Origin of the sequence: Brachybacterium sp. AOP42-C2-15 (assembly GCF_052377065.1) — a bacterium.
Lineage (GTDB): Bacteria > Actinomycetota > Actinomycetes > Actinomycetales > Dermabacteraceae > Brachybacterium.
In genome coordinates, this window is record NZ_JBQSWK010000007.1 from 16,664 (window position 1) to 29,028 (window position 12,365).

Here is a 12,365-nt window from a genome sequence, read left to right on the forward strand (position 1 = left end):
TTGCCGGCAACATGACCGTCGGTTCCGTGATCGGCGCCCTCGAGGACGCCTACCCGCTCGCGTGGGCGGAGTCCTGGGACCGGGTGGGCCTGGTGCTGGGGGAGCGGGGCGCCGCCGTGCAGCGCGTGCTGCTGGCGGTGGATCCGACGGTCGCGGTGGCGCGCGAGGCGGTGGACCGAGGCGCAGAGCTCCTGGTCACCCACCATCCTCTGCTGCTGCGCGGCGCGAGCTTCCTCCCGGCCGACGACGGCAAGGGCGCCGTGGTCACCCACCTGCTGCGGCACGGCACCGCCCTGTGGTGCGGGCACACGAACGTGGACCGCTCCACCCGCGGCACCGTCGGAGCATGGATCTCGCAGCTCGGCCTGCAGGACGCCTCCGCGCTGATCCCGGGGGAGGTGCCCGCGGAGGCGGCGCACGGCTCCCACCGCTTCGGACTCGGCGCCGTGGGCACCCTCCCCGCGCCCACCACGGTGGGGGAGCTGACCTCCGCGATCGCAGGCCTCGTCCCCGCGACCGCCCGCGGAATCCTTCACACCGGTGACGCCGACCGTCCGGTGCGCCGCGTCGCCGTCTGCCCGGGGGCCGGGGACTCCTTCCTCGACGCCGCCGCCGGCGCCGAGGTCGATGTGTACATCACCTCGGACCTGCGCCACCATCCGGCGCTCGAGCATCTCGAATCGGCCGCTGATCCCGCGGTGGTGCCGGCCCTGATCGATGTGCCCCATGCCGCGAGCGAGGCGCTCTGGCTTCCGCTCGCGAAGGACCTGCTCGAGACCGCGGTGCCAGGCCTCGAGGTGCTCCTCAGCGAGCACACCACCGACCCCTGGGGCGGCCGCGCCGGCTGAGCTCAGGCCGCGCGATCCACCAGGACGAGGGTGTCGCCGTCGAGCTCGACCTGCAGGCCGGGCAACCCGGAGCTGACCGCGTCGACGGCCTCATCCGGCGTGGCCGGTGCGCGCTCCAGATCCATCAGCACCTGCGTGACCAGTCCGCGATATCGCTTCGCGTCGTGGGAGATCACCTTGCGCACACCAGCGCGCTCCTGCACGGGTGCCACGTCGAGCACCCGCACCCCGTCTCCGCTGCGCATCGGCATCATCGACCCGTACGAGCCCGAGCGGCAGTCGATCACCAGGGGAGAGCCGCTCTCGGCCTGCTCGGCTCGCAGCTGCGCGGCGAGAGGCCGCAGCTGCCGGGCCCACCACGTGCCCGCCTTGCCCAGCCGGGAGAGCGAGGACCCGGCGGAGAGCCGGTAGGCGGGGATGCGGTCATGAGCGGCGTCGACCAGCCCGAACAGGGCGCTCTGTACGAGCACCTGACGGTCCGCAGCAGGGGAGAGGCCCTCTGAGAGCTGGTCGTAGAGCACCCCTGAGTAGACCGTGAGCGGCCGGTCGACGGGTTCCTGCTCGAGATGGAGCATGCGCCCCACCAGCTCCGGTGCGGAGGCCGGGACGCCGAGGCGGAGCGCGGCATCAGCTCCCGCAGCCGTGCGCTGGGCAGCCCGCAGCATCGTCTGCCGCGCCTCGAACAGGGCCGGGAGCGAGAGCTCCTCGAGATCCAGCCGACCCGCGGTGATCTCCGGGGGGCGGGTCTTCGTCTCCGAGGGCGGCAGCAGGATCAGCATCCGACCATTCTGGTCCCGCCGCGCGCGCCCGCTGGTCAGGGCTCGGGGAGAGGTTCCGCACGTCGGCCCTGTCCAACCCGTGCTCCAGCCCGTGCTCCAGCTCGCGGTCGGTGCGGGTCTGTGCGGGTGAGAGCGGCGAGTGCGCGCAGTCAGTGCCCCTGCGAGTGCAGTCGAGACCGCTGCTGCCCGTAGACTGCAGCCGGACCAGTCGGCCGGGCAGCCGCGTCCTCGAGGCTCCGGCCTCGGGGCCGAGGAAAGTCCGGGCTCCATCCGGCACGGTGGTGGGTAACGCCCACCCGGAGTGATCCGCGGGACAGTGCCACAGAAAGCAGACCGCCGCCGCACCCCTCGGGGAGCGGCGGTAAGGGTGAAAGGGTGGTGTAAGAGACCACCGCGGCCTCGGTGACGAGGTCGGCACGGTAAACCCCACCGGGAGCAAGGTCAGACAGGGGATGTTCGAGGGCGCCGGCCCGAGTCCCTGGGTAGACCGCTGGAGGTCGTCGGCAACGGCGATCGTAGAGGGATGGCTGCCGATTACAGAACCCGGCTTATAGGCCGGCTGGTCCGCCCTTCGGGGCCCAGGCGCCGCGACCCTGAAGGGGCGCGGCGCGAGCCGTGTGCAGGGGGCAGAAGGCAGCGGCCTACTTCGCTGCCTCGCGCTTGACCTTCTCCTTCTCCCCCGCCTGCTGCTCGGACTTTTCCGCGGCCTTCTTCGCAGCCTTCTTGGCGGACTTCTCGTCTGACTTTCCGTCGGACGTCTTCCCAGCCTTCTTCGCCTTCTTCGCGGCCTTCTTCAGTGACTTCTGCTCGTGGCGGGCGAGGGCTGCGGCGCCGACGATCCCGGCCTCGTTGCGCAGCTCCGCCGGCACGATCTCGGTCTTGAGATCCAGCAGCGGCAGGAACTTCTGATGCTTCTTGGACACACCGCCGCCGACGATGATCCGGGTGGGGCTGAAGAGGAACTCGACGTGCGAGAAGTACTCCTGGAGCCGGCCGGCCCAGGTCTCCCAGTCGAGGTCCTCCTTCTCACGGATGGAGCTGGCCATGTACTTCTCGGCGGAGTCCCCGTGCAGCAGCAGGTGGCCGAGCTCGGTGTTGGGCACGAGCCGCCCGTCCACGAAGGTCGCGCTGCCCACGCCGGTGCCCAGCGTGACCACCAGCACCACCCCCGAGGTGTCCTGGCCCGCGCCGAACGTCATCTCGGCGATGCCGGCGGCGTCCGCGTCGTTGACCACGAAGACGTCGTGGCCCGTGCGCTTCGTCAGCAGCGCATCGACGTCGGTCCCGATCCAGGACTTGTCCACGTTCGCTGCGGTCTGGGCCACCCCGGCCTGGATCACGGCGGGGAAGGTGACGCCCACCGGCATGTCGTCGTCGATGTCGAAGGAGGCGATCAGCTCCGCGACCGTGTCCGCGACGGCATCGGGCGTCGAGGGCTGCGGGGTCGCGATCCGCACCCGCTCCGCGAGGAGCTCACCGGTGGCCAGATCCACCGGGGCCCCCTTGATGCCGCTGCCGCCGATGTCGATCCCGAAGGCCTTCTTGCTCATCGTGTCTCCTGGTTGCCGTGGGCGGGGCGCGAAGAGGCCCCGCGGATCTGTGCACCGGACGTGGCGGTGCTCACAACGGTTCAGAATACCCGGCGCAGCGGTGGCGGCGGCGCGCGGTCCGCGCCGCCTCAGACGACGGTCAGCAGCTCGGGCCCCTCGGCGGTGATCACCATCGTGTGCTCGAACTGCGCGGTGAAGGAGCGGTCCTTGGTCACGACGGTCCAGCCGTCGTCCCACTGCTCCCAGTCCTGCGAACCGATCGTCACCATCGGCTCGATCGTGAAGGTCATGCCCTCCTCGATGACGTCGTCGAACATCGGAGCGGAGTCGTAGTGGGGGATGATCAGCCCGTTGTGGAAGCCCTCGGCGACGCCGTGGCCGGTGTAGTCCTGCACGGACTCGTAGCCGTGGCGGGCCACGTACTTCTCGATCACGCGACCGATCACGTTCACCTCACGGCCGGGCTTGGCGACCTTGATGCCGCGCATCATCGTCTCGTGCGCGACGGTGATCAGATCCTGCGCGCGGGGGTGGATCTCGCCCACCGCGAACGTGGCGTTGCAGTCCCCATGCACTCCATGGATGAAGGCGGTGACGTCCACGTTGAGGATGTCCCCGGACTCCATCACGGTCGAGTCCGGGATGCCGTGGCAGATGACCTCGTTCAGGCTCGTGCAGCAGGACTTCTCGAAGCCCAGGTAGCCCAGCGTCGAGGGGTAGGCGCCGTGCTCGATCAGCACCTGGTGGACGACCTCGTCGATCCGGTCCGTGGTCACCCCCGGCTGAGCCGCCTCGCCAGCGGCCTGCAGGGCGAGAGCGGCGATGCGTGAGGCCTCGCGCACCCGCTCGATCACCTCAGGGGTCTGCACGCGGGGACCGCTGTCCGAGACCGCTTCGTCCTTGTCGACGTACTCGGGGCGCTCGATGCGCGCCGGCACGCTGCGACGGGGGCCGATGGTGCCGGGCACCAGCAGCGCGCGGCCTTCTGGACGGGTCCATTCCTGCTCTACAGTCATGTCCACCAGTCTCTCACCGACTTAGAAGGAGCCAGACGTGAGCGAGGGCACGCAGTTCTATTACAACCTCAGCACCGGGAACGTGGAGGAGGGGCAGCAGTCCCCCGGCACGGACCTGATGGGGCCGTACGCGACCCGACAGGAGGCGGAGCGGGCACTGCAGACCGCTGCCGCCCGCAATGAGAAGTGGGAGGAGGCCGACGAGAAGTGGGAGGACTACGGCACCCCGCCGGCGAAGCCCGACGGCGCGCGCTGAGCCTCCCGGCTCACTCGAAGGAGTGCTCAGGACCCGGGTAGCTGCGCTCCCGGACCTCGGCGCGGTACTGCTGCGCGGCCTGCTGGAGATCTCCGCGCAGATCCGCGAACGCCTTCACGAACTTGCCCTGGAAGCCGGAGAGCCCGGCCATGTCCTGCCAGACCAGCACCTGGCCGTCGCAGCTCGGCCCGGCGCCGATCCCGATGGTGGGAACGGAGACCGCCTCGGTCACGCGTGCGGCGAGCGCGGCGGGGACCAGCTCGAGCACGATGGCGGAGGCTCCTGCCTCCTCGAGGGCGAGGGCATCGGCGAGGAGCTTCTCGGCGCCGGCCTCGTCACGGCCCTGGACCCGGTGGCCCGAGAGCGAGTTCACCGACTGCGGGGTGAAGCCGAGATGGCCACACACCGGGATCCCGGCATCGACCAGCGCTCGGACCTGGGCGGTGACCTCCGCTCCGCCTTCGAGCTTGACCACCTCCGCGCCGGCACGGATCAGCTCGACGCCATGGCGCAGCGCGTCCGCTGGCCCGCTCTCATAGGTCCCGAAGGCGAGGTCCGCCATCACCAGCGGGCGGCGCACGCTGCGGGCCACCGCACCGGTGAACGTGAGCATGTCCTGATGGGTGGTCGAGGTGGTGGAGGTGTGACCCAGCACCGTGCTGCCCACGGAATCCCCGATCAGCAGCACCTCGATGCCCGCCGCCTCGAAGACCTGAGCGGCGAACTGGTCGTAGGCCGTGAGCATCGCGAAGGGCTGTCCCTGCGACTTGGCCAGCTGCAGATGACGCAGGCGGATCTTCGCCGGACCGGTGGGGGACTCAGTGCTCACGAGGTGCTCCTGGGCAGTGAACGGGTGGGGAACTGCACTCCAGCCTATCGCCGTCGGGGCCACCCCCAGCGCCTCCGCCCGGTCGCCGGTCTCCTGCCGCAGGAGGTCCCGGAGTGTGCCACTCTGGTGCCGACCCACTCATCGGTCGGCCAGGAGGAGAAGGCGACGTGAGAACGAGGAAGCAAGGCATCGGCCGCCGCATCACCGCGGGCGCCGGGATGCTGGCGCTCGCGCTGGGCGCCGCGGCCTGCACCGGCGGTGAGGACGAACCGCCCGAGTCGCCGCGGGCCAGCACCTCGCCGCAGGATGCACCGGGACCTGCGCCGGCGGAGGAGAGCACCCCCGCTGCGAGCGACGGCGGGGGGCAGGCCGCCGGCAGCCCGTTCAGCGACGAGCAGCTCGAGGCCGCCTCGCAGCGCTTCGTCGAGGGTCTGCAGCTGCTGGATGACCAGGACTGGGACGCGGCATGCGCCCTGGTGCTGGATCCCACCACCCGTACTGCCCCCGAGGGAGAGCGGCTCCAGGAATGCGCCGACGGGGTGGAACCCGCCCTCGCCTCCTACTCCGAGCTGCTGGTGCCGGGCCGGTTCGACGTGATCGACACCTCCATGGTCGAGGCCACCGACAACGGTGACGGGACCGTCTCGCTCAGCCTGCTCGGGGAGCCGGTGGACATCCCGATGGTGCAGGGTGACGACCAGGAATGGTATTTCTCCCTCCCCTTCTGAGCCTGCCGTGAGGGATCGCGGCGGTGCGCGATGGGGAGTTCTCCCCAGCGACAGCGCAGGATCTGCTGTGCCAATCTGTGCGCAGTCGGCATCCGCGTCGGCGGCGACGCGAGCACCGATGAAGGTGACGGAGACGCGAGCACCGACGAGGGCGACGACGCAGCTGCTGGCGATGACGCCGCCGCTGGCGAGGCCATCAGCGAGCAGGATCTCACCGTAGTGGGTGACCGCTATTACGAGTTCCTGCAGGCTGCCGCCCAGAGCGACGGCACGGCCGCGTGCACGATGATCCTCAACCCGATGACCGACGAACCGATGGAGGGCACCGTGCTTGAGCAGTGCGCCATCGGCTTCGAGGGCGAGGCCGGGGAGACAGACGTTGACCCCTCCCTGCTCGAATCGCTCGACCGCTCGATGTTCGAGGGCGTCGACAATGGAGACGGCACCGCCGGGGTCAGCATGATGGGTCAGGATGCGGGGATGACCTTCATCAAGGCCGAAGACGGCCAGTGGTACATCGACGGCAGCGACTACATCTGAGTCTCCCACCCGTGAGATCGGCGCCCCGGCATCCAGCATTCGGATGCCGGGGCGTTCCGTCTCCGGGAGTCTTGAAGCCTGAGGCACACTGGTCGCATGGGACATCTCCACGATGACGTCATCCGCACCGTCTCCGATCAGGACGTGCGCTTCATCCGGCTGTGGTTCTGCGATATCGCGGGGACGCTGAAGTCCATCGCGATCTCCCCCTCGGACCTCGAGACCGCATTCACCGAGGGCATCGGCATCGACGGCTCCACCATCGAGGGCCTCACCCGCAGCTACGAATCGGACATGCTCCTGCGCCCGGATCCGGGCACATTCGAGCTGCTGGCCTGGCGAGGCGAGACCAACGCGACCGGCCGCATGATGTGTGACGTGCTGACCCCCGACGGTGAACCGGCCGCCTCGGATCCACGGCGGGTGCTGCGCCAGGCCCTCGGCCGAGCGGAGGAGAAGGGGCTGGAGTTCTTCACCCACCCCGAGATCGAGTTCTACCTCTTCGATGAGCCTTATGCGCAGGGCGAGCCGCTGCGCCCGATCGACAACGCCGGCTACTTCGATCACGTCCACCGCGGGCAGGGCCAGGACTTCCGGCGCACCGCGATCCAGCACCTGGAGGCGATGAACATCCAGGTGGAGTTCTCCCACCACGAGAACGGGCCCGGGCAGAACGAGATCGACCTGCGCTACGCCGACGCGCTCACCACGGCGGACAACATCGTCACCCTCCGCACCGTGGTCAAGGAGGTCGCGCTGTCGATGGGCCAGGTCGCCACCTTCATGCCCAAGCCGATGATCGACCAGCCCGGCTCCGGCATGCACACCCATCTCTCGCTCTTCCAGGGCGGCAAGAACGCCTTCCACGAGCCGGGCGCCGAATACGGGCTCTCGCGGACTGGCCGGCACTTCATCGCAGGACTTCTGCGCCATGCCCCGGAGTACAGCGCGGTGACCAATCAGTGGGTGAACTCCTACAAGCGCCTATGGGGCGCGCAGGAGGCACCGAGCTACGTGTGCTGGGGGCACAACAACCGTTCCGCGCTGGTGCGGGTCCCCTTCCACAAGCCCACCAAGGGCACCAGCTCGCGCGTCGAGTTCCGGGGGCTGGACTCCTCGGCCAACCCCTATCTCGCCTTCTCGGTGCTGCTGGCCGCCGGCATGGCGGGCATCGAGGGCGAGTACGAGCTGCCCGAGGGGGCGGAGGACGCGGTCTGGGATCTCTCCGAGCGGGAGCGCCGGGCGATGGGCATCGACCCCCTGCCCACCGATCTCTTCCGGGCGCTGGAGGTCTTCGAGAGCTCCGAGCTGATGGCCAGCACGCTCGGCGAGCAGGTCTTCGAGTTCTTCCTGCGGGACAAGCGCCAGGAATGGCAGCGCTACCGCGAGCAGGTGACCGACTACGAGCTGCGGTCGACCTTCAGCCGGGTCTGAGGACACCGGCGCTGAAAACGCCGCGTCATTGGAAGTCGCGTGAGTGAGAGCCGCGTGAGTGTAGGCCGCGTCAGTGAAAGAAGAGCACGTGAGCAGCGAACCGTCGACCACCACCGGGGCCCTCGCGCGCCTCGGCTTCAGCAGCACTGATCGGGTCCGCCGCTTCCTGGCCGAGCCCGCCCTCGCCGGGCTCGGCGGCGACGCCGCCCGGGCTCTGGGCCGCACCGCCGACGGTGATGACGCGGTGCTGGGGCTGCTGCGGCTGGCCGAAGCCGCCCAGGAGGCGGGCGAGCAGTCGCTGATGCAGGAGTTCCTCGGCGGCATCGGGACGGCGGGCACCGCCGGGCACCGGCTCATCACGCTGCTGGGCACCTCTGTTGCCCTCGGAGACTTCCTGGCCCGCCATCCTGAGCATCTGACTCTGCTGCGTGAGGGAGATGATGAGCTCTCGATGACCGGCGCCGAGGTGCGGCGCACTCTGCTGGAGGCCGTCGGCGCGGACCCCGAGGCTGAGGTCCCGGTCGCCGGCGAGAGCGGCCGCGAGGTGCGCGACGCCCTGCGCATCGCCTATCACGGCCGGCTCGCGCAGATCGCTGCAGCGGACGTCGGCGCCGTGGATCCAACAGCGCTCCAGCCTCGGGTCTCGGTCGCGATCAGCGACCTCGCCGACGCGGCGCTCGAGGCCGCCGCTGCGATCGCACGCGCCACCATCGAGGGCCAGGAGAAGGTGCGCTGGGCGGTGATCGCGCTCGGCAAGACCGGTGCGCGCGAGCTCAACTACATCTCCGACGTCGACGTGATGCACGTCGTCGCCCCCGCCGCGCCGCGCGCTGATGACGGTGACGAGAGGGAGAACGAGGGCGAGGCGGAGAGCGAGAGCGAGGGTGAGGGCGAGGAGGACGCTATCGCGATCGGTTCGGCGCTGGCCCGCGAGCTGGCCCGGGCCTGCTCCGAGCGCACCGGGGAGGGGTCTCTGTGGCAGGTCGATGCCAACCTTCGTCCTGAAGGCAAGGACGGGCCCCTGGTGCGCACGATCCCCTCCTACCGTCGCTACTACACCGAATGGGCGAAGTCCTGGGAGTTCCAGGCGCTGCTGAAGGCGCGCGCCGCAGCCGGGGACCGCGAGCTCGGGCTTCAGTACGAGGCGATGGTGGAGCCCTGGGTGTGGCAGGCCTCCACCCGGGACGGCTTCGTCGAGGATGCCCGTGCGATGCGACGCCGGGTGGTGGCCCACATCCCGCGTGCGGAGGTCGAGCGGAACCTGAAGCTCGGACCGGGCGGGCTGCGGGATGTGGAGTTCACCGTGCAGCTGCTGCAGATGGTGCACGGGCGCGCGGATGAGGTGCTCCAGGGCCGCTCCACCCTCGACTCCCTCGCCCGGCTCGGCGAGGGCGGATACATCTCACGGGATCATGTGGCGGAGATGGACGAGGCCTACCGCTTCCTGCGCTGCATCGAGCACCGCCTCCAGCTCCACCGCCTACGGCGCACCCAGGTGCTGCCCACCGCAGCCTCCGATCTGCGCCGGCTCGCGCGCAGCGTGGGCCTGTCCACCGACGAGTTCCATCAGCGTTACCAGCGCACCCGGCGCCGGGTGCGGCAGCTGCATGAGGAGATCTTCTACCGGCCGCTGCTGCTGACCGCCTCGCAGCTCAGCGACGGGCAGATCCGACTGAGCCAGGAGGACGCCGCCGCCCGCCTCTCGGCGATCGGCTACCGCGACCCCTCCCGGGCGCTCGACCACATCTCCGCGCTCACCGAGGGCATCTCCCGCCGCGCCAAGATCCAGCGTCAGCTGCTGCCCGCCATGCTCGAATGGTTCGCTGACGGCGTCGACCCGGACCTCGGCCTGCTGGGCTTCCGCCGGCTCTCGGACACGATCGGCTCCGCCCATTGGTACCTGGGCCTGCTGCGCGACTCCGGCCTCGCCGCCAAACGCCTCACCCGGGTGCTCGCTTCCGGCCGCTACGTCGGCGAGCAGCTCGAGCGGATCCCCGAAGGGGTGCGCTGGCTCGCCCGCGATGAACAGCTGCGACCCCTCGCCCGCGACCTGCTGGGGCGGGAGTTCCTCGCCGTCATCTCCCGGGTCGATGACGCGGAGGTGGCCCGTGATGTGCTGCGCCGCACCCGCAACCGCGAACTGCTGCGCATCGCCCTCGCCCACCTCACCGGCGTGGCGAGCCCGGCCGTGGTCGCTCGGGCCCTGACCGACCTCGCCGAGGCGGTGCTCGAGGCCGGAATGCTGGTCGCCCTGCACGTCGTGGCCCGGCACCGGGAGGTGGTGGGGGAGGACGCCGAGACCCTCGACAGCGAGCCGGAGGTGGATGTCGAGACCGCACTGCGCCTGCGCGAGAAGCGCTCCGACCCGGCACGGGCGCTGGGGATCGAGATGGCGATCATCGCAATGGGCAGCTTCGGAGCCCGCGAGATGGGCTACTCCTCTGACGCCGATGTCCAGTTCGTCGTGATCGACCGCGGCGCCGGCAAGTCTGCGGTCGAGATCGCCGGTGCGGTCGCCGCCCAGATCCAGAAGATCCTCAACGCCCCGACCGCACGCTCAGACATGCGGGTCAGCGCGGACCTCCGCCCCGAGGGGAAGGTGGGTCCGCTCGCCCGCAGCCTCGACTCCTGGAGCGACTACTACCGCCGCGACGCGGAGACCTGGGAGAAGCAGGCCCTGCTGCGGGCGCGGCCCGTGGTCGCCTCCGAAGCGGTCGCCGAGCAGCTGCGCGAGGAGATGGACCGCTACCGCTATCCCGAGGGCGGGCTGCCGGAGTCGGCCCGCCGTGAGATCACCCGGATGAAGGCGCGGGTGGAGTCCGAGCGGCTGCCCCGGAACACGGATCCTTCTCTCCATGTGAAGCTCGGCCGGGGCGGGATGACGGACGTGGAATGGTCCGCCCAGATCCTGGCGCTTGAGCACGGCCACGAGGTCGAGGGGCTGCGCACGCCCCGCACCCTCGACCAGCTCACGGCCGCCGCGGAAGCGGGCCTGCTCACCGCCCGCGAGGCCCAGGAGCTCACCGATGCCTGGACCCTGGCCTGGCAGATCCGGCGCGGACTGTTCCTGTGGAAGGGCCGCGAGGGGGATGTGCTGCCCACTGACCGTCACGACCTGCGCGCCCTGGCGCTGTTGATCGATGGCGAGGATGGTTCCGCCTCCGAGCTCGAAGAGCGCTACTTCCGCCTGACCCGTCGGGCCAGGATCATCGCCGAGCGGCTCATCTTCGGTGAGGAGGAATGAGCGGCTCGCGTGTGATCCGGGGGAGCGGCCCGGCGCGTCCGCGCACCGGCTGGGCTCACCTGTGCGCGCCGCGGCGTACGGTGGGCGTCGTCCATCATCCTCGTCGCCCTGGCGACGCCAGTTCCCCTCCTGAGGACTCATGACCACGCCCTCTCTCAGCGCTGACACCCCGCGCGGCCGCATGTACCGACTCGAGCCCGACGGGCCGCTCATGTACCCCTCGATCACCACGGTCGCGGGAGCGCGTGCGAAGGACTTCCTGCAGGGCTGGTACGCGACGATGGCCTCCAAGCGGGCGCTGGACATGTATGCCTGGCTGGACCGGAACCCGCAGCGTGCCTCCGCAGAGATCTCCCGGGTGACCCGTGACCGCTGGGGAACGCAGAAGCGCATCGCGGCGGCCGCCCCGGAGTACACCCGCTCCGCCGCAGACTTCGGCACCCTCGTGCACACCGCCTGCGAGGACTGGAGCACCAGCGGCGCCCGTCCCGATGCCGCCCACCTCGGAGCGCTCATCGACCAGATGCGCACCGCGCACGGCAGCTTCGCCGACGAGAAGGATCCCCGGGCCCTCATCTCCCGCGCCGAGGTGCGCCTGGACGGCTATGGCCGCTTCCTCGAGGACTATCAGCCCGAGTTCCTCGAGATCGAGCAGACCGTCGTGAACCACACCGTGGGCTACGCCGGCACCACCGATGCGATCGTGAAGATCGGCAACACCGTGCTCAGCGCAGACATCAAGACCTCGAAGAAGGTGCGCGGAGACTACGCCCTGCAGGGGGTCGCCGTGTGCCGCGCCGAGCTGCTGCTGGACGACGACGGCACCACGCGCGAGATGCCCGAGCTGACCGGCGCGTTCATCATCCACCTGCCCGAAGCCGGTGGCTACAAGGCGGTGCCGCTGCGCACCGGGGACGCCGAGTTCGAGGTGTTCCGCTCCCTGCGCGCGGCCTGGTCCTTCGAGCCCGACGAGTGTGCGCTCGAGCCGGCCGACGGGCCCAAGGATCTGCTGCTCTCGCTGCTGCGCAGCAAGGGCGGGCTCGACACTCTGGGCTGACGCCCTGCGGGAGGCCCTCCCTGCCCGTTCCCCGCACCAGTCCGCGGCGAGCACGCTACGGACGTTCTGTGATTTTCCCTTGCC

11 protein-coding genes and 1 other RNA gene are annotated in these 12,365 nt (G+C 70.2%); 8 read left to right on the forward strand and 4 right to left on the reverse strand.

Translation table 11 applies throughout. The features are described 5' to 3' along the window. Positions 1 to 11 precede the first annotated feature (11 nt). Positions 12 to 848, forward strand: coding sequence for a Nif3-like dinuclear metal center hexameric protein (locus ACT3SQ_RS05425; RefSeq protein ID WP_442331699.1), 837 nt, complete (start codon positions 12 to 14; stop codon positions 846 to 848). Positions 849 to 850: 2 nt separating this feature from the next. Here the strand turns inward: ACT3SQ_RS05425 and ACT3SQ_RS05430 are convergent, their stop codons facing one another. Continuing rightward, positions 851 to 1,627, reverse strand: coding sequence for a YaaA family protein (locus ACT3SQ_RS05430; RefSeq protein ID WP_444600905.1), 777 nt, complete (start codon positions 1,625 to 1,627; stop codon positions 851 to 853). 204 nt (positions 1,628 to 1,831) lie between these two features. Here ACT3SQ_RS05430 and rnpB point away from each other — a divergent pair. After that, positions 1,832 to 2,194: RNase P RNA component class A (rnpB, locus tag ACT3SQ_RS05435), an RNA gene on the forward strand. A gap of 74 nt (positions 2,195 to 2,268) precedes the next feature. Here rnpB and ppgK read toward each other — a convergent pair. Together ppgK and map are read right to left on the reverse strand one after the other, a co-directional pair. Next, a complete protein-coding gene (ppgK, locus tag ACT3SQ_RS05440; RefSeq protein WP_444600906.1) occupies positions 2,269 to 3,177 on the reverse strand; it encodes a polyphosphate--glucose phosphotransferase in 909 nt (302 codons plus the stop codon). A 128-nt stretch (positions 3,178 to 3,305) separates the two neighbouring features. Then, entirely contained in the window at positions 3,306 to 4,193 is an 888-nt protein-coding gene (gene map / locus ACT3SQ_RS05445) for a type I methionyl aminopeptidase (RefSeq protein WP_441442970.1), read from the reverse strand. A 37-nt stretch (positions 4,194 to 4,230) separates the two neighbouring features. On the opposite strand from map, the gene ACT3SQ_RS05450 reads away from it, so the two are divergent. After that, positions 4,231 to 4,449 (forward strand): SPOR domain-containing protein, encoded by a 219-nt coding sequence (locus tag ACT3SQ_RS05450; protein WP_441442971.1) that lies wholly within the window; start codon positions 4,231 to 4,233, stop codon positions 4,447 to 4,449. A gap of 10 nt (positions 4,450 to 4,459) precedes the next feature. On the opposite strand, the gene panB is transcribed toward ACT3SQ_RS05450, so the two are convergent. Then, positions 4,460 to 5,278 carry a 3-methyl-2-oxobutanoate hydroxymethyltransferase gene (panB, locus tag ACT3SQ_RS05455; protein WP_444600907.1) on the reverse strand — a complete coding sequence of 273 codons (819 nt, stop codon included), beginning with the start codon at positions 5,276 to 5,278 and terminating at the stop codon, positions 4,460 to 4,462. A 167-nt stretch (positions 5,279 to 5,445) separates the two neighbouring features. Between panB and ACT3SQ_RS05460 the strand changes: the two genes are divergently transcribed. The 5 genes from ACT3SQ_RS05460 (at position 5,446) to ACT3SQ_RS05480 (ending at position 12,281) form a co-directional block, all read left to right on the forward strand. Next, positions 5,446 to 6,006 (forward strand): hypothetical protein, encoded by a 561-nt coding sequence (locus ACT3SQ_RS05460; protein ID WP_444600908.1) that lies wholly within the window; start codon positions 5,446 to 5,448, stop codon positions 6,004 to 6,006. Positions 6,007 to 6,036: 30 nt separating this feature from the next. Then, the gene (locus ACT3SQ_RS05465) at positions 6,037 to 6,546 is read left to right on the forward strand and encodes a hypothetical protein (protein WP_444600909.1); all 510 of its coding nucleotides are present in this window, start codon (positions 6,037 to 6,039) and stop codon (positions 6,544 to 6,546) included. 96 nt (positions 6,547 to 6,642) lie between these two features. Next, positions 6,643 to 7,980, forward strand: a complete 1,338-nt coding sequence (locus ACT3SQ_RS05470) for a glutamine synthetase family protein (protein ID WP_444600910.1) — start codon at positions 6,643 to 6,645, stop codon at positions 7,978 to 7,980. Between the two features lie 88 nt (positions 7,981 to 8,068). Further along, a complete protein-coding gene (locus ACT3SQ_RS05475) occupies positions 8,069 to 11,224 on the forward strand; it encodes a bifunctional [glutamine synthetase] adenylyltransferase/[glutamine synthetase]-adenylyl-L-tyrosine phosphorylase (protein ID WP_444600911.1) in 3,156 nt (1,051 codons plus the stop codon). A 139-nt stretch (positions 11,225 to 11,363) separates the two neighbouring features. Further along, positions 11,364 to 12,281: a PD-(D/E)XK nuclease family protein gene (locus tag ACT3SQ_RS05480; protein ID WP_442331685.1), complete on the forward strand. Its 918-nt coding sequence runs from the start codon at positions 11,364 to 11,366 to the stop codon at positions 12,279 to 12,281. The last annotated feature ends 84 nt before the right edge of the window (positions 12,282 to 12,365 follow it).

What these genes read in the sequence shown, in the direction of transcription:
- ACT3SQ_RS05425 (WP_442331699.1), top strand. Translation starts at nt 12, where the DNA reads ATGACCGTCGGTTCCGTGATCGGCGCCCTCGAGGACGCCTACCCGCTC.
- ACT3SQ_RS05430 (WP_444600905.1), bottom strand. Translation starts at nt 1,627, where the DNA reads ATGCTGATCCTGCTGCCGCCCTCGGAGACGAAGACCCGCCCCCCGGAG.
- ppgK (WP_444600906.1), bottom strand. Translation starts at nt 3,177, where the DNA reads ATGAGCAAGAAGGCCTTCGGGATCGACATCGGCGGCAGCGGCATCAAG.
- ACT3SQ_RS05470 (WP_444600910.1), top strand. Translation starts at nt 6,643, where the DNA reads ATGGGACATCTCCACGATGACGTCATCCGCACCGTCTCCGATCAGGAC.
- ACT3SQ_RS05465 (WP_444600909.1), top strand. Translation starts at nt 6,037, where the DNA reads ATGGGGAGTTCTCCCCAGCGACAGCGCAGGATCTGCTGTGCCAATCTG.
- map (WP_441442970.1), bottom strand. Translation starts at nt 4,193, where the DNA reads ATGACTGTAGAGCAGGAATGGACCCGTCCAGAAGGCCGCGCGCTGCTG.
- ACT3SQ_RS05480 (WP_442331685.1), top strand. Translation starts at nt 11,364, where the DNA reads ATGACCACGCCCTCTCTCAGCGCTGACACCCCGCGCGGCCGCATGTAC.